Source organism: Nitrobacter sp. TKz-YC02 (assembly GCF_049852135.1).
GTDB classification, from domain to species: Bacteria; Pseudomonadota; Alphaproteobacteria; order Rhizobiales; family Xanthobacteraceae; genus Nitrobacter; species Nitrobacter vulgaris.
Genome location: NZ_CP180728.1, coordinates 94,617 through 115,565 on the forward strand (window position 1 = coordinate 94,617; position 20,949 = coordinate 115,565).

Annotated in this window: 21 protein-coding genes and 1 tRNA gene; 9 read left to right on the plus strand and 13 right to left on the minus strand. The window is 60.8% G+C overall.

Going from position 1 to position 20,949, the window contains the following annotated elements:
- Positions 1–12: 12 nt before the first annotated feature.
- Both hpf and ptsN read left to right on the plus strand, forming a co-directional pair.
- Entirely contained in the window at positions 13–609 is a 597-nt protein-coding gene (hpf, locus tag ACM561_RS00450; RefSeq protein ID WP_079445226.1) for a ribosome hibernation-promoting factor, HPF/YfiA family, read from the plus strand.
- 238 nt (positions 610–847) lie between these two features.
- Positions 848–1,309: a PTS IIA-like nitrogen regulatory protein PtsN gene (ptsN, locus tag ACM561_RS00455; RefSeq protein WP_079445225.1), complete on the plus strand. Its 462-nt coding sequence runs from the start codon at positions 848–850 to the stop codon at positions 1,307–1,309.
- 322 nt (positions 1,310–1,631) lie between these two features.
- On the opposite strand, the gene ilvD is transcribed toward ptsN, so the two are convergent.
- From ilvD to ACM561_RS00480, 5 genes are all read right to left on the minus strand, one after another.
- On the minus strand, positions 1,632–3,476 hold the full coding sequence (gene ilvD, locus ACM561_RS00460) for a dihydroxy-acid dehydratase (protein WP_425907231.1): 1,845 nt from the start codon (positions 3,474–3,476) through the stop codon (positions 1,632–1,634).
- A 354-nt stretch (positions 3,477–3,830) separates the two neighbouring features.
- Positions 3,831–4,097: a DUF1150 family protein gene (locus ACM561_RS00465; RefSeq protein ID WP_079445222.1), complete on the minus strand. Its 267-nt coding sequence runs from the start codon at positions 4,095–4,097 to the stop codon at positions 3,831–3,833.
- A gap of 99 nt (positions 4,098–4,196) precedes the next feature.
- Positions 4,197–4,622, minus strand: coding sequence for an Hsp20 family protein (locus tag ACM561_RS00470; protein WP_009796516.1), 426 nt, complete (start codon positions 4,620–4,622; stop codon positions 4,197–4,199).
- A 350-nt stretch (positions 4,623–4,972) separates the two neighbouring features.
- Positions 4,973–5,048: transfer RNA gene (locus tag ACM561_RS00475), tRNA-Ala, on the minus strand.
- 68 nt (positions 5,049–5,116) lie between these two features.
- On the minus strand, positions 5,117–5,533 hold the full coding sequence (locus tag ACM561_RS00480) for a TIGR02300 family protein (protein ID WP_425907234.1): 417 nt from the start codon (positions 5,531–5,533) through the stop codon (positions 5,117–5,119).
- Positions 5,534–5,678: 145 nt separating this feature from the next.
- Here ACM561_RS00480 and aroA point away from each other — a divergent pair, with 145 nt between their 5' ends.
- From aroA to rpsA, 3 genes are all read left to right on the plus strand, one after another.
- Complete coding sequence (gene aroA, locus ACM561_RS00485; RefSeq protein ID WP_425907236.1) at positions 5,679–7,025, plus strand: 3-phosphoshikimate 1-carboxyvinyltransferase; 1,347 nt, start codon at positions 5,679–5,681, stop codon at positions 7,023–7,025.
- Entirely contained in the window at positions 7,022–7,660 is a 639-nt protein-coding gene (cmk, locus tag ACM561_RS00490) for a (d)CMP kinase (RefSeq protein ID WP_425907238.1), read from the plus strand. Before aroA ends, cmk begins: the two co-directional genes overlap by 4 nt.
- Positions 7,661–8,077: 417 nt before the next feature.
- Entirely contained in the window at positions 8,078–9,781 is a 1,704-nt protein-coding gene (gene rpsA, locus ACM561_RS00495; protein WP_079445218.1) for a 30S ribosomal protein S1, read from the plus strand.
- 159 nt (positions 9,782–9,940) lie between these two features.
- Here the strand turns inward: rpsA and nth are convergent, their stop codons facing one another.
- Complete coding sequence (gene nth, locus ACM561_RS00500; RefSeq protein ID WP_425909848.1) at positions 9,941–10,678, minus strand: endonuclease III; 738 nt, start codon at positions 10,676–10,678, stop codon at positions 9,941–9,943.
- Here nth and ACM561_RS00505 point away from each other — a divergent pair.
- The 3 genes from ACM561_RS00505 to ACM561_RS00515 are packed head-to-tail and all read left to right on the plus strand — an operon-like array spanning position 10,644 to position 12,332.
- Positions 10,644–10,844, plus strand: coding sequence for a hypothetical protein (locus ACM561_RS00505; RefSeq protein ID WP_425909876.1), 201 nt, complete (start codon positions 10,644–10,646; stop codon positions 10,842–10,844). The genes nth and ACM561_RS00505 overlap by 35 nt on opposite strands.
- 10 nt (positions 10,845–10,854) lie before the next feature.
- Positions 10,855–11,379: a DUF2244 domain-containing protein gene (locus ACM561_RS00510; RefSeq protein WP_425907239.1), complete on the plus strand. Its 525-nt coding sequence runs from the start codon at positions 10,855–10,857 to the stop codon at positions 11,377–11,379.
- A 53-nt stretch (positions 11,380–11,432) separates the two neighbouring features.
- Positions 11,433–12,332, plus strand: coding sequence for a methylated-DNA--[protein]-cysteine S-methyltransferase (locus tag ACM561_RS00515; RefSeq protein WP_425907240.1), 900 nt, complete (start codon positions 11,433–11,435; stop codon positions 12,330–12,332).
- Positions 12,333–12,444: 112 nt separating this feature from the next.
- Here ACM561_RS00515 and ACM561_RS00520 read toward each other — a convergent pair whose 3' ends face one another.
- From ACM561_RS00520 to dnaK, 6 genes are all read right to left on the minus strand, one after another.
- On the minus strand, positions 12,445–13,068 hold the full coding sequence (locus ACM561_RS00520) for a 2,3-bisphosphoglycerate-dependent phosphoglycerate mutase (protein WP_425907242.1): 624 nt from the start codon (positions 13,066–13,068) through the stop codon (positions 12,445–12,447).
- A gap of 18 nt (positions 13,069–13,086) precedes the next feature.
- Positions 13,087–13,899 carry a 4-hydroxy-tetrahydrodipicolinate reductase gene (gene dapB, locus ACM561_RS00525; protein WP_425907244.1) on the minus strand — a complete coding sequence of 271 codons (813 nt, stop codon included), beginning with the start codon at positions 13,897–13,899 and terminating at the stop codon, positions 13,087–13,089.
- 94 nt (positions 13,900–13,993) lie between these two features.
- The gene (locus tag ACM561_RS00530; protein ID WP_425907245.1) at positions 13,994–14,587 is read right to left on the minus strand and encodes an NADPH-dependent FMN reductase; all 594 of its coding nucleotides are present in this window, start codon (positions 14,585–14,587) and stop codon (positions 13,994–13,996) included.
- Between the two features lie 284 nt (positions 14,588–14,871).
- On the minus strand, positions 14,872–15,474 hold the full coding sequence (locus ACM561_RS00535) for a class I SAM-dependent methyltransferase (protein WP_425907247.1): 603 nt from the start codon (positions 15,472–15,474) through the stop codon (positions 14,872–14,874).
- 92 nt (positions 15,475–15,566) lie between these two features.
- A complete protein-coding gene (gene dnaJ, locus ACM561_RS00540) occupies positions 15,567–16,703 on the minus strand; it encodes a molecular chaperone DnaJ (protein WP_425907249.1) in 1,137 nt (378 codons plus the stop codon).
- Positions 16,704–16,854: 151 nt separating this feature from the next.
- The gene (gene dnaK / locus ACM561_RS00545; protein WP_425907251.1) at positions 16,855–18,753 is read right to left on the minus strand and encodes a molecular chaperone DnaK; all 1,899 of its coding nucleotides are present in this window, start codon (positions 18,751–18,753) and stop codon (positions 16,855–16,857) included.
- 397 nt (positions 18,754–19,150) lie between these two features.
- On the opposite strand from dnaK, the gene ACM561_RS00550 reads away from it, so the two are divergent.
- Positions 19,151–20,089: a hypothetical protein gene (locus tag ACM561_RS00550; protein WP_425907253.1), complete on the plus strand. Its 939-nt coding sequence runs from the start codon at positions 19,151–19,153 to the stop codon at positions 20,087–20,089.
- Positions 20,090–20,277: 188 nt separating this feature from the next.
- Here the strand turns inward: ACM561_RS00550 and grpE are convergent, their stop codons facing one another.
- On the minus strand, positions 20,278–20,871 hold the full coding sequence (gene grpE / locus ACM561_RS00555; protein WP_425907254.1) for a nucleotide exchange factor GrpE: 594 nt from the start codon (positions 20,869–20,871) through the stop codon (positions 20,278–20,280).
- Positions 20,872–20,949: the final 78 nt, after the last annotated feature.

The window sequence follows — 20,949 nt, forward strand, 5'->3', positions numbered from 1 at the left end:
ATGAGGCTTGTCATGACACTTCGAATCTCGGGCAAGAGCATTAACGTCGGCGAGGCGCTGCGAGGGCGCCTCAACAACCGTACCGACGAAGTTCTCCGAAAATACTTTGATGGACAATATTCGGGCCACATCACGCTGAGCAAGGACGGTTTCGGATTCCGCACCGACTGCGCGCTGCATCTGGATTCTGGAGTAACGCTCGAGGCTGAATCTAATGCCGCGGATGCCTATGCGAGCGCCGATCAGGCGCTGTTGCAAATCGAAAAGCGTCTGCGCCGCTACAAGAGCCGTCTCAAGGATCGCTCGGCGCGCAAAGCGCACGCCGCTGCGGAGGCGATCGCCGGGCTCGACGCGCCGAGCTACGTTATCGAGGCGCCAGCTGTGGACGGCGAAGACGAGGTCACCGCCTTCAATCCGGTGATCATCGCAGAAACCGTCACCTCGCTGAGGCGGCTCTCGGTCAGCGAAGCGGTGATGGAACTCGACTTCACCGGCGCACCCATGTTGGTGTTCCAGCATGGCTCCAGCGGCCGCGTAAACATGATCTATCGCAGACCTGATGGCAATGTGGGCTGGATCGACCCGCCGTCCGTCAACGGCGCGGCCTGACTTGTTGCCATTGACACTTGGGACGACGATCCATACGGGCCGCGGCCTTCCCGATCGGTCTGCATAAAAGTTCGGGAATTGGCATCGGGCTCGCGTTAGACTATAAGGCCGGTCATCCTGGCCGGAGGGCCGCGAACCGCTTAGCGTGTGCGTTCGCCCATATGTGGGCTCACGTTTGTTGCTGCTTGTCTGACGTGTCTTTCGCAACCTGACGGCAAACCTCACCTCGGAACGTCATATGATGATTACCGACCTGGTCGCACCCGAGGCGATCATTCCTGCATTGAAGGTCAACAGCAAGAAGCAGGCGCTGCAGGAACTGGCCGCGCGTGCCGCTGAATTGACGGGACAGAACGACCGCGCGATTTTCGAGGTGCTGTTGCGGCGCGAGAAGCTCGGAACCACGGCTGTCGGCTACGGTGTCGCGATCCCGCACGGCAAGCTGCAAAAACTCGACAAGATATTCGGTCTTTTCGCGCGACTCGACCGTCCGATCGATTTTGAAGCAATGGATGGGCAGCCAGTCGATCTCGTCTTCCTGCTGCTCGCTCCCGAGGGCGCCGGCGCGGATCATCTGAAGGCGCTGGCGCGGATCGCACGGCTGCTGCGCGATCAGGACATCGCCAACAAGCTGCGCGCCTCCCGCGATGCGCAAGCGATCTATTCCGTGCTGGCGCTGCCGCCGGCGACAGTCCCCTGATCGCTGCGAATCCTGTAAATCCTGGAGCGATTCTTATTTTGACGGAACGGACCACTCCGACATTTGCGAACTCGCGTGAAGAAAACGCGTCAAATCAAAAAGCTGGAGTCTTTCATCGTTTCCGTGAAAAGAAGGTTCTAACGCTTCGGGCAAACATTCACGACAGGCACTGGATCTGTCATGCCCGATCTTGGGTCAGACACACACGTCGTTCTGTCTCGGGGCATTCGAAGACATGGATGCTCAGCCCATAGGCGGACAACGTTCGCCGTTCGGTGAACGGCAATGCCCGACCATGACGAAAAGCATCAACCCGAGCACGCTATTCCTTCACCACACGCACGGCGCCGAGCGCGGCGCTGGTGGCATGCGCAGCGTAGGCCTTCAGCGCCATCGTCACGCGGCGCTTGCGCGGAGCGGCCGGCTTCCACGCCTTGTCGCCCCTCGACTCCATCGCCGCGCGGCGGCGCTCCAGCTCAGCGTCGCTGACGTCGAGATGAACCTTCCGGTTCGGAATGTCGAACGCGATGACGTCACCTTCCTCGACGAGACCGATCGCACCACCCTCCGCTGCTTCCGGCGAGACATGGCCGATCGACAAACCCGACGAGCCGCCGGAGAAGCGGCCGTCCGTGATCAGCGCGCACTGCTTGCCTAGCCCCTTCGATTTCAGATAGCTGGTCGGATACAGCATCTCCTGCATTCCGGGGCCACCGCGCGGCCCCTCGTAACGAATCAACACCACATCCCCTGGCTTGATTCTGTTGCCAAGGATGGCGTCCACCGCTGCATCCTGGCTTTCGAAAACGCGCACGGGACCTGAGAAGGTCAGGATGCTGTCGTCCACGCCCGCGGTTTTCACGATGCAGCCGTCGCGCGCGATGTTGCCGTAAAGCACGGCGAGACCGCCGTCCTTTGAAAAGGCGTGTTCGGCATCGCGGATGCAACCTTTGGCGCGGTCGGCGTCGAGCTCCTCGAAGCGCTTGTCCTGACTGAACGCGACTTCGGTGCGGACACCCCCCGGCGCGGCCATGTAGAAGGTGCGCACGCTCTCGCTTTTCGTCCGCTTGATGTCCCAGCGCTCCAGCGCGTCCTTCAGCGAGGTGCTGTGAACCGTCGGCAGGTCAGCATCGATCAGGCCGGCGCGATCGAGTTCGCCGAGAATGCCCATGATGCCGCCGGCGCGATGCACGTCTTCCAGATGCACGTCCGGCACGGAGGGTGCGACCTTGCACAAGACCGGCACGCGGCGCGACAGCCGGTCGATGTCCTTCATGGTGAAGGGCACCTCGCCTTCGTAGGCCGCGGCGAGCAGATGCAGCACGGTGTTGGTGGAGCCGCCCATCGAAATATCGAGCGTCATCGCGTTTTCAAACGCCTTGAAGCTCGCGACCGAACGCGGCAGCACCCGCTCGTCGTCCTGTTCGTAATAGCGCCGCGCGAGATCGACGATGAGATGTCCGGCCTCGACGAACAGACCCTTGCGGTCGGCATGGGTGGCGAGCACAGAGCCGTTGCCGGGCAATGCGAGGCCGAGCGCTTCGGTCAGGCAGTTCATCGAGTTGGCGGTAAACATGCCCGAGCACGAGCCGCAGGTCGGACATGCCGCGCGTTCGAGCGCCTCGACATCGGCGTCGCTCACATTGTCGTCGGCGGCAGCGACCATGGCGTCGATCAGATCGACGGACTTGACCTTGCCGTTGAGTGTGACCTTGCCCGATTCCATCGGGCCTCCGGAGACAAACACCGATGGAATGTTGAGGCGCAGCGACGCCATCAGCATGCCGGGCGTGATCTTGTCGCAATTGGAGATGCAGACCATGGCGTCAGCGCAATGCGCGTTGACCATGTATTCGACGCTGTCGGCGATGACCTCGCGCGAGGGCAGACTGTAGAGCATGCCGTCGTGGCCCATCGCGATGCCGTCATCCACCGCGATGGTGTTGAATTCCTTGGCAACGCCGCCGGCCTTCTCGATCTCGCGCGCCACCAGCTGGCCGAGATCCTTGAGGTGAACGTGGCCGGGCACGAATTGGGTGAAGGAGTTGACCACCGCAATGATCGGCTTGCCGAAGTCCTCGTTCTTCATACCGGTGGCGCGCCACAAGCCGCGGGCGCCGGCCATGTTGCGACCGTGTGTGGAAGTGCGGGAGCGATAGGCAGGCATAAGGTTTTTCCCGAAGGTTCAACAGCTTGGCGTGACCATACAGGCAGGCCGCTCAAGGTCAAATGCAACCGTCGAATGCTGTCATCCGCGAAGGCCTCGCGCGGCCGGATGCGGGGCCTCGATAAAGATGATTTGGGGATCGGATCGATCATGATCAATCGATCGCAATATTTTGCGGGTCGAATGCCGGCGGAACACCGGCTAGCCTCTCCTCCATCCCCGCTCCAGAAAGCGACAGCGCTCAGCGCGCCGCCGCTTCCCGCCAACTCCGCCGCGCAATCGACGCGGCTCATTCAACGGATACTTGCTCGTATTCTGATCGCAGGCCGGTACCCGTTTTTTGCGGCATGACCGCTAGTGAACGCTGACGGCCTGCAATTCGTTGCTCCAGGCGCTCGCGACCGCGGCCTCGCGCGAATCGGTGAGCATGATCGGCGTGCCATCAGCAGCATGCAGTGCGAACAGCATGAGACCGGGCGCGATTTTCGGAGCCTGCGGAAACAGATCCGGCACGTCCTCGGAACGAACCTGCTTCACATAGGCAATGTGGCCCTCGCCAAGCTGCGCCAGCGCTTCGGTCGAAACGTTTTCGGGTCGGAACGTAGAAATCACTTCACTCATGGTCTCGACTCCTTTTGCTAGACTAAGCGGTCGAGTCCGCTACTCGTTGCACCCGAAAGCTTTTTTTGCCGGATAACCGGTCTTTTTTCGGGTCATGCATCATTCGTGTTCATTGATCGCGATTGTCTTAACGACCCTTTCAGGTTCCGGCCTGGCCAGATCGATAGACAATAGCCCGTTTTTGAGGTCCGCGCCCAGCACCAACATCCCCTCCGCCAGCACAAAGGTACGCTGGAAGTGGCGCGCGGCAATGCCGCGATGGATATATTGCCGGGCTTTATCCTCCTGTTGCCGGCCCCGGATCACAAGCTGATTTTCCTCAATGGTCACATCAAGCTGGTCGCGGGTAAATCCCGCCACCGCCAGCGTGATCCGCAGGCGTTCGGGCTCACCGCTGTCACGGTCGCACCGCTCGATGTTGTAGGGAGGATAGCCGTCAGCGCCTTTGACGACGCGGTCGAGCGCCCGCTCGATCTCGTCGAATCCCAAAAGGAACGGACTGGACAACGAAGGAACACGAGACATTACAAAGTCCTCTCGAAGCGACTTTGACGCGCGCGACCAGCAAAAGTGAAACCCGGCTTTGCGTCCGGTCGCGCGCCAACTTTATTGGCGCATGATCCGGATCGCCGAACCGCCACACTTCAGCGGATCAACGCGTAGGGCCCTTGCGGCACCCCCGCTTGACCGACTGGTAGTCCCAGCCGGTCAACTCAAAATATGGCATGATTTGCACGCCATTCAAGATGTGCGACATACCCATTAAGGCTTTGGAATTAGGTCAGGATCGCGCCATTTGTCCTCACAGGCGCTAAAAGGGATGTCGCTTGTCCGGCGCCGGCATACATCGCCACGCCTTGGAAGATGACGGCATATGGTGGAGCCAGGCGGGATCGAACCGCCGACCTCTTGCATGCCATGCAAGCGCTCTCCCAGCTGAGCTATGGCCCCTCGACCGACTCCCACCCAATGGGAGCGGCACGATTTGCAAAGACCCAGAACACAGTTCAGGGCCGATCTCAAGTCTCCTCGTCATCTCCTACGTCACCGATGATATCGGTCACATCCTCGTCGCCCTCCTCCTCGTCGGCGATGAAGGTGGAGTCATCGTCCTCGTCGTCGTCGAGGCTGTCGTCGATCTCGATATCATCCTCGGACTCCGGGACGACGGCCTTCTTGACCTTTCCACTGTTCTCCTCGGCATCGGCCTCCTCCAGCGAAACCAGTTCTTCGGTCTCGGCCTCCGGCGTAGCGTCGGATGTGGAAGACACAGAAGCGGCGGCGCGGGCGGCCTCGCCGCGCCCCCGAACCGGCGCCACGACGATCGGCACGACCTCGCCGGTATAGGGCGAGATCACCGGGTTCTTATTCAGATCATAGAACTTCTTGCCAGTCGTCGGGCAAATGCGCTTGGTTCCGAGCTCGGATTTGGCCACGTGTTGGAATCCCGGGAGTTCTTGAAAAACGGTGCTTCACTTGGCTAGTTGCGGCGGCCCTGTCAATAGCGCTTTGCAGACCGGCTCGCAGGCGTGACGCGCCGTCGTCCCTGTGATACCAGCTGCCACAACGGGGACGTGCAACTTGACTCTTTCCGGCCAGACCATGCCGCTTGAGGCGCGAAAATGCCAGTCATTGACCGGGCGCGTCAGGGTGCCCGGAGACAAATCGATTTCCCACCGGGCGCTGATCCTGGGCGCGCTGGCGGTTGGTGAAACCCGAATCTGGGGCCTTCTCGAGGGTGAGGACGTGCTTAACACGGCCCGGGCGATGCAGGCGCTGGGAGCGAAGGTCGAACGGACGGACGACAAAGGCGGGATCGTCTGGTCGGTGCGCGGCGTCGGCACCAGCGGATTCGCGACACCCCAGGCGCCGCTTGATTTCGGCAATTCAGGCACTGGATGCCGCCTGGTGATGGGCGCGGTAGCCGGCTGCCCTATCAGGGCAGCCTTCGATGGCGACGGCTCGTTGCGCTCGCGGCCGATGCGGCGCATTCTCGATCCGCTGGAATTGATGGGCGCGCGGGTGATCTCGCAAAGCGACGGCGGCCGCCTGCCGCTGACGCTTGAGGGCGCGCACGATCCGCTGCCGGTCGTTTACCGCACGCCGGTGGCCTCGGCGCAAATCAAATCGGCGGTGCTCCTGGCGGGATTGTCCGCTCCGGGGGTCACGACGGTCATCGAGCGCGAGGCTAGCCGCGACCACACAGAGCTAATGCTGAAGCATTTTGGCGCCGACATCGTGTCCGTGGCCGACGAGGCGCACGGCCGCCGGATATCGTTGACCGGGCAGCCCGAGCTGCACGGAGCCGGGGTCACTGTGCCGGCCGATCCGTCATCGGCAGCGTTTCCGATTGTTGCCGCGCTGATCACCGCAGGCTCCGACATCGTACTAGACGACGTGATGACAAACCCGTTGCGAACTGGCCTGTTCGTCACGCTGCGCGAGATGGGTGCGTCGATCGAGGAGAGCGAAACACGCCTTGATGCCGGCGAACCGATGGCGCAACTGCGCGTGCGCGCATCGAAGCTGCGCGGGGTCGAGGTGCCGGCGGAACGCGCGCCATCGATGATCGACGAGTATCTCGTGCTTTCGGTCGCCGCAGCTTTTGCCGAAGGCACCACCGTAATGCGCGGCCTGCACGAATTGCGCGTCAAGGAATCCGATCGCCTCGAAGCTGCCGCAGCGATGCTGCGCGTCAACGGCGTCGCAGTCGAGATCGTCGGCGACGACCTGATCGTCGAAGGTCGTGGCCGAGTGCCCGGCGGCGGTCTCGTCACCACCCACATGGATCATCGCATCGCGATGTCGGCGCTGGTGATGGGCTGTGCGTCGGATGCACCGGTCAAGGTCGACGACATCGCCTTCATCGCCACGAGCTTCCCCGATTTCGTTCCGATGATGCAGCGGTTGGGAGCGGATTTCGCATGATCATCGCCATCGACGGACCCGCCGCTTCGGGAAAAGGCACGCTCGGCAAGCGGCTGGCGCATCACTATCACTTCCGCCATCTCGATACCGGGGTGATCTATCGTGCGGTCGCGAAGGCCCTGCTCGACATCGGCGCGGACCTGGCCAACGAGGCACATGCGGTCGCGGCCGCGCATGAGCTCGACCCGGAAAAATTCGGCCATCCGGCCCTGAAAACCCGGGCGATCGGCGAGGCCGCCTCGGTGGTCTCGGCGTTTCCCGGAGTGCGCGAGGCGCTTCTGACCTTCCAGCGCCAATTCGCAGCCGAGCCGCCCGGCGCGGTGCTTGACGGCCGTGACATCGGAACCGTGATCTGCCCGGACGCCGACGTGAAGATTTTCGTGGTGGCCGATCCTGTCGTGCGGGCCCGGCGGCGCACGCTGGAAGCGCGGGCGCGCGGCGAGGAGGCCGATGAGGCGGTGGTTCTGGCTGATATCCTCAAGCGCGACGAGCGGGACCGCAACCGGCCCGTTGCGCCGTTGAAGCCGGCCGCGGACGCCCATGTGCTGGACAACTCCCATCTTGACATTGAGGCCGGCCTGAAAGCGGCGATTGCGATCGTCGAGGCTGTGAGGCGCCGTCCAGACCGCGCGTGATTCATCAGAAGCGGAACTCTATGATTTTGATTTGACTCGTTTATTCACGCCACCCGGCATCCACTTCCCTCGAAACCGCTGTAGGACGACAAAAGCCTTGTTCGTTTGCGGCTTTGAAGGTATATCCACGGCATCCGGACCATCGTCGAAGTGTCGAGGCTGTCCGAGCGGACCGGCCGGAATTTCAAATTCCCGCCGCCATTGGAGGAATGTCCCGCTCAGTCTCCATATCGATCGTCCTTACGATTGATCGCTCGTATCGGGCTCCGGACCAAATCATCGTCTCGAACGTGAAGGCTTCTGCCGGCCCGTTGTTGCTCTCTGCACGACGGTCGTCAGGACTGCGGACCCTGACCCTTCCCGCGCGAAACGCACATCAACCCGAACGGCCGGCAAGTACCCCGCATTGGAGAACAAATGGCTTCGACTGATACCCTCAATCCGTCCCGTGACGATTTCGCCGCGATGCTCGATGAGTCTTTCGCTGGCGGCAGCCTGCAGGAAAGCTCCGTCATCAAGGGCAAGGTGGTTGCGATCGAGAAGGACATGGCCGTCATCGATGTCGGCCTCAAGACTGAAGGCCGCGTGGCGCTGCGCGAATTCTCCGGACCCGGTCGCGAGAGCGCCCTGAAGGTCGGCGACGAGGTCGAGGTGTTCCTTGATCGCATCGAGAACGCGCTCGGCGAAGCCGTGCTGTCGCGCGACAAAGCGCGCCGCGAGGAAAGTTGGGGCAAGCTCGAAAAAGCATTCCAGAATAACGAGAAGGTGCACGGCGTCATCTTCAATCAGGTCAAGGGCGGCTTCACCGTCGATCTGGACGGCGCCGTCGCCTTCCTGCCGCGCTCCCAGGTGGATATCCGTCCCATTCGCGACGTCGGTCCGCTGATGAACAACACGCAGCCGTTCCAGATCCTCAAGATGGATCGCCGGCGCGGCAATATCGTGGTCTCCCGCCGCACGGTGCTGGAAGAGACCCGCGCCGAACAGCGACAAGAGTTGGTGCAGAACCTCGAAGAGGGTCAGGTGATCGACGGCGTGGTGAAAAACATCACCGACTACGGCGCCTTCGTCGATCTTGGAGGCATCGACGGCCTCCTCCATGTCACGGATATCGCCTGGCGCCGCGTCAACCATCCGACCGAAGTGCTGGCGATCGGCCAGACGGTGAAGGTCAAGATCATCAAGATCAACCACGAGACCCACCGCATCTCGCTCGGCATGAAGCAGCTGCTCGACGACCCCTGGCAGGGCATCGAAGCGAAGTATCCCCTGAACTCCCGCTTCACCGGCCGCGTCACCAACATCACCGATTACGGCGCCTTCGTGGAGCTGGAGCCGGGCATCGAGGGTCTAATCCACGTCTCGGAAATGTCCTGGACCAAGAAGAACATGCATCCGGGCAAGATCGTCTCGACCTCGCAGGAAGTCGAGGTGCAGGTGCTCGAGGTCGACAGCGTCAAGCGCCGCATCTCGCTCGGCCTCAAGCAAACCATGCGCAATCCCTGGGAGGCATTCGTCGAGAAGCACCCGGTCGGATCGACCGTGGAGGGCGAGGTCAAGAACAAGACCGAGTTCGGCCTGTTCCTGGGCCTGGAGGGCGATGTCGACGGCATGGTCCACCTCTCCGACCTCGACTGGAAGCAGCCGGGCGAGCAGGTCATCGACAACTTCAAGCGCGGCGACATGGTCAAGGCCGTCGTGCTCGACGTCGATGTCGAGAAGGAGCGCATCTCGCTTGGCGTCAAGCAGCTCGAGGGCGACCCGTTTGCCGAACCGGGCGACGTCAAGAAGGGCGCGGTCGTCACCTGCGAGGTGCTTGAGGTCAAGGACGGCGGCATCGAGGTGCAGATTTCCGGCACCGAGTTCCAGACCTTCATCAAGCGCTCGGAACTGGCGCGGGACCGCAACGACCAGCGCAGCGAGCGTTTCGCCGTCGGCGAAAAGGTCGATGCCCGTGTCATCCAGTTCGACAAGAAGGCCCGCAAGGTGCAAGTCTCGATCAAGGCGCTCGAAGTGGCCGAAGAGAAGGAAGCCATCGCGCAGTATGGCTCCTCCGACTCTGGCGCGACGCTGGGTGACATCCTCGGCACCGCCCTGAAACAGCGCACCGACACCAAATAAGCGCAGCAAAAAAGTCCTACCTCGCGTCAAAGGCCCCGGTTCGCCGCCGGGGCCTTTTCGTTTTTTCGCGAAAGCATGCGCTGCCGATCCGATTCACGGGAACTTAGTGCGGGGTATCTTGTTACTGTTGAGAATATAGGTATCTGCAAAGCAGGACGATTATGACCGGGAGCCCTCTAGCGTCTTTTCGGGCCAACGGCACAGGTCATTGATTGGGCACACTGCGCAGCGCGGAGATCGCGCTAGGCAAGTGTAGCGTCCATGCAGGATCAGCCAGTGATGCGCATGCAGCATAAATTGGTCGGGGATGACGCGTTCAAGCCCAAGCTCGACGTCAAGAGGCGTCTTGCCTGGCGCCATACCGGTGCGATTGGCGACGCGGAAAACATGAGTGTCAACCGCCATGGTGTGTTCCCCGAAGGCCATGTTGAGCACGACATTGGCGGTCTTGCGTCCCGCGCCGGGCAACGATTCGATCCCTGCCCGGCTGTGCGGAACCTCGCCATCAAACTCCGCAAGCAGTTTTTCCGAGAGCGCGATGATATTTCTCGCCTTGGTGCGATAGAGCCCGATGGTCTTGATAAAGTCGCGGACCTTCTCCTCCCCGAGCGCCAGCATCCTGGCTGGCGTGTCGGCGATAGCAAACAACTCCCGAGTGGCCTTGTTGACGCCGGCGTCGGTCGCCTGAGCCGACAGCACCACGGCGACGAGCAGCGTGTAGGGGTTGAGGTGCTCGAGCTCGCCCTTGGGCTCGGGATTGGCTTTGCGGAAGCGCACAAAGGCTTCGCGGACTTCGGCCGGCGTCCAGGGCTTAAGGGGTGGCGAGAGCACCGCGGATCCCTGCGTCGCTCTAGATGGCTGCTTGGCCTTGCAGATCGGCCCCGCCGGCTTTCCGATCTTCTTTTTCTTTGCCGCCCGGAGCGGCTCCGATTTCGCCGCGGCGGTTTTTTGCTGCCGAGAATTCGCCGCAGGGCTGTTCGAGGGTGGTTTGTCGGTCCCGGCGCCAGCGGGCTTCAGCCTTGAAAATGTGCGGCGGGTGTTTTTAGACATGATCGTGGTATAGTGGATTTCCAATGACATTAGACCATACACAGCCTGGTCCGAAGTTACCCGAACAGACGCTGTTTTCAGCGCTGCTGACGCCCCATCGCTCGTTGTCTCAAACCGGATTTGTTGTGATGATGACGATTGTAGCCGTGGGAAGCTTTGTCGCGGGAATGATATTCCTGATGATGGGCGCCTGGCCGGTGTTCGGCTTTTTAGGTCTCGACGTCCTCGCCATCTACTGGGCTTTCCGCATCAACTTCCGGCGCGCCCAAGCGACCGAGGAAATCTCCATCACCCATTATGAGTTGCGGGTGCGGCGCACCAGTCACCGCGGTCACATCGTCGAGTGGGTTTCCAATCCGCTGTGGGTGCATCTCGACCAGAAAATCCACGAGGAATATGGCATTGAGCGGCTTTATCTGGTTTCGCGCGGCCGCCGGATTTCGATCGCAAGTTTTCTTGGTCCGGACGAGAAGTTGAGTTTCGTTAAAGCCTTATCAGCAGCGCTCCAGCTCGCAAAACGCGGACCGACCTACAATCTGGCGACCTGAGGGCCGCGGTAAATCGGGTGGCCGCGAGACGGCAGCCGTTTTACATCTTGGGCATGATGACGCTCACGAAAAATCTCGCTCCGAATGATTCTTGCATCACGGACGCTCCGGGTGCCGCATTGCGTGACTACGACGCCGTACGGCGAGCTATCGCCTTCATCTCGGAAAACTGGCGCTCGCAGCCTCCCATCGCAGCGATGGCTGACTCCGCTGGAGTGACGCCCGACGAACTGCATCAGCTGTTCCGGCGCTGGGCAGGCCTGACTCCGAAGTTGTTCATGCAGGCGCTGACGCTCGACCACGCCAAGGGACTGTTGCGCAATTCAGCCAGCGTGCTCGATGCAGCCCTCGACTCCGGACTCTCCGGTCCAGGCCGCCTGCACGACTTGTTCATCACGCATGAAGCGATGTCACCCGGCGAATGGAAGAATGGCGGCTCCGGCATGAAGCTCGCTTTCGGCTTTCACCCCTCGCCATTCGGAGCCGCGATCGTGATCGCCAGCGACCGCGGACTTGCCGGCCTCGCTTTCGCCGACCCAGGCGAGGAGCAGACCGCGCTGGCCGACATGAAACGGCGGTGGCCCAACGCAACCTATGTCGAGGATCAAGCCCAAACGGCGATGCTGGCGCAACGCGTGTTCGATACGAGGCTCTGGCGAGCAGATCAGCCGCTGCGTGTGGTTCTGATCGGGACGGATTTCGAGGTTCGGGTCTGGCAGACCTTGCTCAGGATTCCCATGGGAAAGGCCACGACCTATTCGAGCATCGCTGCCAACGTCGATCGCCCGAACGCCTCGCGCGCTGTGGGCGCCGCCGTCGGCAAGAACCCCGTATCATTCGTCGTGCCCTGCCATCGCGTGCTCGGCAAAAGTGGCGCGCTGACCGGGTATCACTGGGGACTCACCCGCAAGCAAGCAATGCTGGGGTGGGAAGCCGGGCAGATCGGCCTATAGCCTTTTCGAGCGAAGGGGAATCCCGGTTTGCGTGAAGAAAATGCGTCAAATCAAAAAACTAGAGTCTTCACTGGTTCCGTGAAGCGGCGAAAAGACTTTAGAATGAAGTTTATCAGGCCGCGAGATCAAGTTTCGAGGCCACCGTCGCATCGGCATTGAGCCGATAGATCACGGGCGCACCGGTTGCCAGTTCGCGCTTGAGAATCTGCTCCTGCGATAGTTTTTCCAGCACCATGACAAGCGCGCGCAGCGAATTGCCGTGCGCCGCCACAAGCGTGCACTCGCCACGGAGGACGCATGGCAGGATTTCCTGCACGAAGTACGGCAGCGTGCGCGCCAGCGTATCTTTCAAGCTCTCGCCGCCGGGCGGAGGCACGTCATACGAGCGGCGCCAGATCAGCACCTGTTCGTCACCCCATTTCTTGCGAGCCTCGTCCTTGTTGAGACCCGAAAGATCGCCATAGTCCCGTTCGTTCAGCGCTTGATCTTTCCTGACCGGAATTCCGGTCTGGCTTAATTCCTTCAGCACAAGGTCGAGCGTGTGCTCGGCGCGGATCAAGGTCGAGGTAAAGGCAACGTCGAAAACAAAGCCCTGCCCCTTCAGCTTGCGCCCTGCATCCTTCGCTTCCGTCACGCCAAGATCCGTCAGATCCGGATCCTTCCAGCCAGTGAACAGATTTTTCAGATTCCATTCGCTCTGGCCGTGACGCACGAGCACCAGAAGACGTTCGCTCATTCTGCCTGCTCCGTTTCTCTAAACGCCCAACCCAAGCACGTCGGCCATTGAATAAAGCCCGGGCGCCTTGCCGCGCGCCCACTTCGCGGCCTTCAACGCACCATGGGCAAAGATCATCCGGTCTTCGGCGTGATGCGACAACGTTATGCGCTCATATGGACCCGCGAAGATGACGCTGTGATCTCCGGACACGGAGCCGCCACGGAGCGAGGCAAAACCGATGTCGCCCGCTTTGCGGGCGCCGGTAAGGCCATCTCGCCCGCGTACCGCGCGCTCATCCAGCCCGATCTTGCGGCCGTCAGCCGCCGCCTGTCCCAACATCAACGCGGTGCCCGAAGGCGCATCGATCTTGGCTCTGTGATGCATCTCGAGAATCTCAATATCGAAACTCTCGTCGAGTGATTGCGCCATCCGCTTCACCAGCGCGGCGAGCAGATTAACGCCCAGACTCATATTGCCCGACTGCACAACCGCCGTGCGTGAGGTCACGCTTCGGATCACCGCCATATCCGACGCTGAGAGTCCCGTGGTGCCGATGACATGAACCAGGCCCCGCTCGGCAGCGACGGCAACATTCGCGATGGTCGCGGCCGGAACCGTAAAATCCAAAATACCGTCAGCATTTGCCGATAATGACCAGAGATCGGCCGACACTTCGATTCCGCTGGCGGGAAGTCCGGCCAGGACGGCGGCGTCTTTCCCGATCAGCTCGGATCCGGGCGCCTCAAGCGCGCCGGCCAGCACTGCGTCACCGCTTTCCGCGATCGCGCGCACCAGCGCGCGACCCATCCGGCCGCCTGCTCCTGCAACGATCAAACGCATGTCAGCCACGACTCCTCAAATGCTTTTCGGGTATAGCGGGGGCTGCGTTTCGCGGCAACCGATCAGGTCTAGATCAGCGCAGTGCCTCACATCAGGCGCGGCCTCATCGCGTATCCCCGGCGATGGTGATCAACTGGCGTACCATCTTTTTCAGCGCATCCGCATCCGCCGAACGCTTCAACCGTTCCATATCGTCATAGGCGTCATCAGCAAACGACAGCGCGAGCTGATTAGGAATCACCATCGCCCCGCACGCCGTAAGGATCAGACGCAACTGAGCCAGACATCTTGCGCCGCCAAACCGGCCCGCGGAGGCCGAGGCGATCGCGAACGCACGTTCATGGAAAACCTGACCTCGTCCTTCATGCGGACTTTGTACGCACGATATCCAGTCGATCGCATTCTTGAGCAGTGGCGGCAGCGAGGCGTTGTAGTCGGGCGTCACGATAAGAATCCCATGATGCGCCCCAATCATCTGCTTGAGGTTGGTGGCGCTTGCGGGCACGCCGGAATTTGCTTGCAGATCGGCGTCGTAGATCGGCATCGGGAAATCTCCCAGCGAAATTCGGGTGACCTCGACATCGGCTCGAGCAAATTCCTCGGCTACGACGGCGGCAAGCCTTGCATTCTGCGAGCCGGTGCGAAGCGAGCCGGGAATGATGAGAATTTTCGGTGCGAACAGAGCTGTCGATCGCATTGCAGGGACACCAGCCGCCACGCTCGTGCCCTGAATCTGAAGTTTGCCTCATGTGCGGCGCCTTCCAGAGCGGACTTCAGATTCGAACGGGCACTAGCAAGTTTATAATTCTCTTTCCCCGTTTTACGGAAACGGTGAAAGACTCCGTCTATTGATTAGATGCGCTTCTTCACGCGAACCGGATCTCACTTCGCTCGAAAACGCTATCGTGTGGTTTGGGCTCAGAAGTTCGCTTGAACCGCTCGCAGAGAAAAAAGCGAGCCTCTGAACCGCCACCGAGCGCATCAGCCCTTGCGATAGACCCAGACGCGTGCAGGAGGGAGGTTCATCCAAATCCGCTCGGACGCTTCGGTCGAAATACCAGGGAGAGATTTGGGAATGGGAGGGACGACCGAATAGGTGAACTGCACGAACGGGGCGCCGGGGGCGAGTGTCGCAAAGGCGTCCCGGATCAACTTGAGCCGGGTCAACATCGGCTTGGTGACAAGCGGCAGCCCGGAGACAATTGCCGAGGCGCGAGCGCTCAGCACGTTCCACAGCGAATCTCGCAACGTATAGGCATCACCCTGCACAACCGTTGCCTGCGGGTAACGGTCGCGAAGCAGCGCACAAAAACCAGGATCATATTCAACCAACACCAACCGCTTCTGATCGACGCCGTGCTCAATCAGCGCGTTGGTGATCGCACCGGTCCCCGGTCCCAGTTCGATGACCGGATCAGACGATCCGACATCGACATACTGCGCCATCGTGCGTGCCAGGATGCGGCCGGACGGCATGACGGCACCCATATGGAGCGGCTTTTCAATCCACGAGCGGAGAAAACGTACCTCGTCGTCAAGACGAAGGGGTTTCTTTGACGCACGCGCGGACAATTGCAAAGGCATTTCGCACCCAGGTGGGTCACTACTGGCAGGAAGTCAGGCTTAAGTTATACACAGGTACAACCGACAATCGACACGGTCAAGCAAAACGGTCATTACGGAGTGGCGCGAGTGCCGAAGAAGTCTTTGACCTTAGTGAAGAAACCTGCCGTCTCGGGTTGGGTCTCACCCGAAGATAGCTTTTCGAACTCGACCAAGAGATCCTGTTGCCTCTTGGTCAGATTTTGCGGCGTTTCGACCACCATCTGCACATACATGTCGCCGGTCTGACGGGAGCGCAGCACTGGCATCCCCTTTGTTGCAACGCGGAAACGGCGGCCTGACTGGGTCCCAGACGGCACCCTCACCTTGGTCTTGCTCTTGTCGATGGTCGGCACCTCAAGTTCTCCACCAAGCGCGGCAGTGACCATTGAGATCGGAACGCGACAATGCAGATCGGCACCGTCTCGCTGAAAGAACTCATGCGGAGCCAGCGAGAGGAAAATGTAGAGATCACCCGGGGGGCCGCCACGAATTCCCGCCTCACCCTCGCCGGCCAGGCGAATGCGGGTGCCATCCTCGACGCCGGCGGGAATATTGACCGATAGCGAGCGTTCCCGGTTGACGCGGCCTGACCCGCCGCAGGACGGACAGGGATCCTCAATCATCTGGCCCCGCCCCTGACAGCCAGGACAGGTGCGCTCCAGCGTGAAGAATCCCTGGGCTTGGCGAATCCGGCCAGCGCCGCCGCACATCGAACAGTTCTTCGGCTTGGTCCCGGCCTTGGCGCCTGTGCCTGAGCAGGATTCGCAAGTCACCGAGACTGGGATTTCGACCTGAGCAGTCTTACCCTGAAAAGCCTCCTCCAGCGTGATCTCCATGTTGTATCGAAGATCTCCGCCTCGTTCGCGACCGCCGGTACGACCGCGCTGGCCGGCCATTCCAAACAAGTCCTCGAAGATGTCAGAGAATGATGAGGCGAAGCCGGCTCCGAACCCGGGGCCACCGCCACCCATGCCGCCCTGCTCGAACGCGGCATGACCGAAGCGGTCGTAAGCCGCCCGCTTGTTGCCGTCCTTCAGAACTTCATAGGCCTCGTTGATTTCTTTGAAACGCACCTCACTGGACGCGTCGCCCGGATTCCTGTCCGGGTGCCATTTCATCGCCAGCTTGCGGAAGGCCGCCTTGAGTTTGGTGTCGTCCGCACTCCGCTCGACCTCAAGGGTTTCGTAGTAACAGCGCTTGGTCGACATCAGTCCATTCCGCCCGAACGTCGTTTTATCCCGGAAAACGCGTCAGAAATTCGCTTGTCGCTGGATGCGTCCCGCCTAAACAAACATGACCCCCTCCTCCGAGACGCGCTGCGCACTCCTTGGGGGCCGGGGCCATGGTCATCCCTGCCGATTAAGCAGACTTCTTGTTCTTGTCGTCGTCGACTTCGGTAAATTCGGCATCGACGACATCATCCTTCGCGGCGTCCTTGGCCGCATCGGCCTCCGCCTGCTGTTTGTACATGGCCTCGCCGAGTTTCATAGATACCTGCGCCAACGTGTTGGTTTTAGCCTTGATCGCCTCGGCGTCGTCGCCCTTCAGCGCCTCCTTCAGATCGCTGACGGCATCCTCAATGGAGCGGCGTTCGCTTTCCTCGATCTTCGAGCCGTGCTCGGCGAGAGCCTTCTCGGTCGAGTGCACCAGACTGTCGGCGTGGTTCTTGGCGTCGACGGACTCGCGTCGCTTTTTGTCCTCGGCTGCGTTCACTTCCGCGTCCTTGACCATCTTCTCGATGTCGGCCTCCGACAAGCCTCCCGAGGCCTGGATACGGATCTGCTGTTCCTTGCCGGTCGCCTTGTCCTTCGCCGAGACGTTGACGATGCCGTTGGCGTCGATGTCGAACGTCACCTCGATCTGCGGCATGCCGCGCGGAGCGGGCGGAATGCCCATCAGATCGAACTGGCCGAGAACCTTGTTGTCGGCCGCCATCTCACGCTCGCCCTGGAAAACGCGGATGGTGACGGCATTCTGGTTGTCCTCGGCTGTTGAGAACACCTGGCTCTTCTTGGTCGGGATCGTGGTGTTGCGATCGATGATGCGGGTGAACACGCCGCCCAGCGTCTCGATGCCGAGCGACAGCGGCGTGACGTCAAGCAGCAGCACGTCCTTGACGTCGCCCTGCAGCACGCCGGCCTGGATCGCCGCGCCGATCGCGACAACCTCGTCCGGGTTGACCCCCTTGTGCGGCTCCTTGCCAAACAACTGCTTGACGACTTCCTGGACCTTCGGCATGCGGGTCATGCCGCCGACCAGCACCACTTCGCCGATTTCGCCCGCCGTCAGGCCGGCGTCCTTCAGCGCCTTGCGGCACGGCTCGATCGTCTTCTGAACCAGATCGTCGACCAGCGCCTCGAATTTGGCGCGGGTGAGCTTCATCGTCAGATGCTTCGGACCTGACTGGTCAGCGGTGATGAACGGTAGGTTGATTTCGGTCTGCGTGGTCGACGACAGTTCGATCTTGGCCTTCTCGGCGGCTTCCTTCAGCCGCTGCAAGGCCAGCTTGTCGTTGCGCAGGTTGATGCCCTGCTCCTTCTGAAATTCGTCGGCCAGATAGTTGACCAGGCGCATGTCGAAGTCTTCGCCGCCCAGGAACGTATCGCCGTTGGTCGACTTCACCTCAAACACGCCGTCGCCGATCTCGAGGATCGACACGTCGAAGGTGCCGCCGCCCAGATCGTACACAGCGATGGTGCCGGCCTTCGACTTGTCGAGGCCATAGGCAAGCGCGGCCGCGGTCGGCTCGTTGATGATGCGCAGCACTTCGAGGCCCGCGATCTTGCCGGCGTCCTTGGTCGCCTGGCGTTGCGCGTCGTTGAAATAGGCAGGAACTGTAATGACAGCCTGATCAACCTTCTGACCGAGATGTGCCTCGGCAGTCTCCTTCATCTTTTGAAGCGTGAAGGCTGAAATCTGCGACGGCGAATAGGTCTTGCCGTCGACCTCGACCCAGGCGTCGCCGTTGCCGGCTTTCGAGATCTTGTAAGGGACAAGCTTCTTGTCCTTTTCAACCGTGGGGTCGTCGTACCGCCGGCCGATCAGACGCTTGACGGCGAAAATGGTCCGCTCGGGATTGGTCACAGCTTGGCGCTTGGCCGGCTGCCCGACGAGACGCTCGCCATCATCGCTAAAGGCAACGATGGACGGCGTGGTCCGCATCCCTTCCGCGTTTTCGATGACTTTCGGCGCCTTGCCGTCCATTACCGCCACGCACGAATTCGTGGTGCCGAGGTCGATCCCAATGACCTTTCCCATGGTCCTCATATCCTTCTTGTTGCGGCAGTCCGGCCAGGCCCTGGCGGCACCCTCATCCAGACCCCCAGATATCAATTACTCGCGATTAGCGACGGTGAGCCTCATATAGGAGGGGGGGTGGGGGCTGCAAGGACCAGACCACTCTCCACCGGATGAAAACGCGATTCTTTTGCAATCCCGGACAGCCAGGGACGGCCCGAATAAGCAGATAATTAACCCAGCCTCACCGGACACCTTGGTCTCATAATCAAAACGGTGGTAGGCCGCCGCACAACAGCGACGAGAGGTTCGGCCGATTGCCGACGAATCATGCGCTTGAGGCGGCAGTCAAATCCCCTTCCAGAACCGCCAGCCTGGCGATCATTGAACGGCCTTAATGCAAATCCAATAAGCGCGCATGAGACACCTTCTGCACGTATTGATCGCTCTTTGTATATTGAGCAGCGCAAATCCGGCCCTCGCCGACGACGTGGTCTATGCGCCGGGCAGCCGGATCGGGCTGGTTCCGCTGATAGGTCTGACCCCGGCAAAGACATTTCCGGGCTTCGAAACCGCGGATCAGCGGGTCAAGGTCATCGTCGCCGAACTCCCCGTCACCGCCTTCAGAGACGTGGAAAACGTCGCCAAATCGAACGTGGCCGACCCTCGAGGCCAAAAGCCGCAAGGCCTCGAGACCGCGAGCGGACAGGGTTATTTCGTCGTCGAGGCGGCCAAGAACGGCGACGACAATGTCCGGCGCTATTCAATGGTGATTTCGGGCGGTACATTTTCCGGATACGTCGCAGCGCAGGTGCCAGAGAACGTCGGAAAGATCTATTCCGATGAAGCGGTGCGAAAGATGTTCGCAACGGTCGCCTTGCGCAAGGACGTACCGGTCGAGGAGCAACTCGGCCTGCTACCCTTCAAGCTGAGCGAATTGAGCTCCTTCAAATTGATCCGCACACTAGCACCAGGAGCAGTTATCCTGCTTTCCGATGCAGAAGCGGAAAACGACATCGACAGCAAAGCCTTTATGATTATCAGCCCGATCGGTTCGGTCCCGGAACGACCGGACGATCGGGACAGGTTTGCGCGCGATATCGCGGCCACGATCCCGAACCTGCGTGAGGGACGTATCACCATGTCGGAGTCGATGCGGATCAACGGATCGCCCGGTTTTGAAACGCGGATCGACGGCACTAACACACGAACGAATACGCCAGTGACGGTCGTGCAGTGGCTGGTGTTTGGCAGCGGAAAAACGGCAATGCGTCTGATCGGAAGTACACCGCGGGATGGGTGGTCTGAAGCTTTTTCGCGCTTCCGCGCGGTTCGTGACGGTATCCGGCCGCGCTAGTGGAGTGAATTTGACATTCGCGACCCACCTAGCCGGGCGTCCCGGGCGTGAATGTCGAATTCAAAACTACCAGCAACCAATATCGGCCAGTGGTCTTTGATTCTCGCATTCAAGCCCAAGGATATACTTCGCTATAAAGCGCATTCAGTCGGCTGACATCGCAGTATTTAAGTCCGCGAGCGGCGGATTCATTCGGACGCGGCTGCCTTGGCTCCGCCCTTCGCAACGCCTACCAGCGCCGGACGCAACACCCGCTCGCCGATCATATAGCCGGCCTGAATGACCTGCGCGACCGTGCCGACGGGGATGGACGAATCGGGAACTTCGTACATGGCCTGATGAACGTTGGGATCGAATTTTTCGCCAGCCGGATCGAACCGCTTCACACCGTGTTTTTCCAGCGCGTTGTGCAGCGAGCGCTCGGTCAGCTCCACGCCCTCGATCAGGGCTTTGAGTCCGGGGTCGGCGGCCGCGCGTGCCTCGGCGGGCACCGCATCAAGCGCGCGTTGCAGATTGTCGGCAATATCCAGCACGTCGCGAGCGAACCCCGAGATGCCGTAGGTTCGCGCGTCCGACACCTCCCGCGCGGTGCGCTTGCGCAGGTTTTCCATCTCCGCCAACGTGCGCAGCATTCGGTCCTTGGCGTCCGCAACCTCCTTGGTCAGCGCTTCAACCACCCCCTCCTCGGGATCGTCGGGCATGATGTAAGGCTTGGATACCACTGGCTCGGCCTCCGGAGCCGGATCGCCGGAATTATTTGATTTGCCGTCGGAATCGGTCATTACACAGCCTTCTTGCACATGGTCTCGAATTAAAAGGGATGGTCGTGCGGGATATCGTGCTTCAGGCGTAAAAATCAA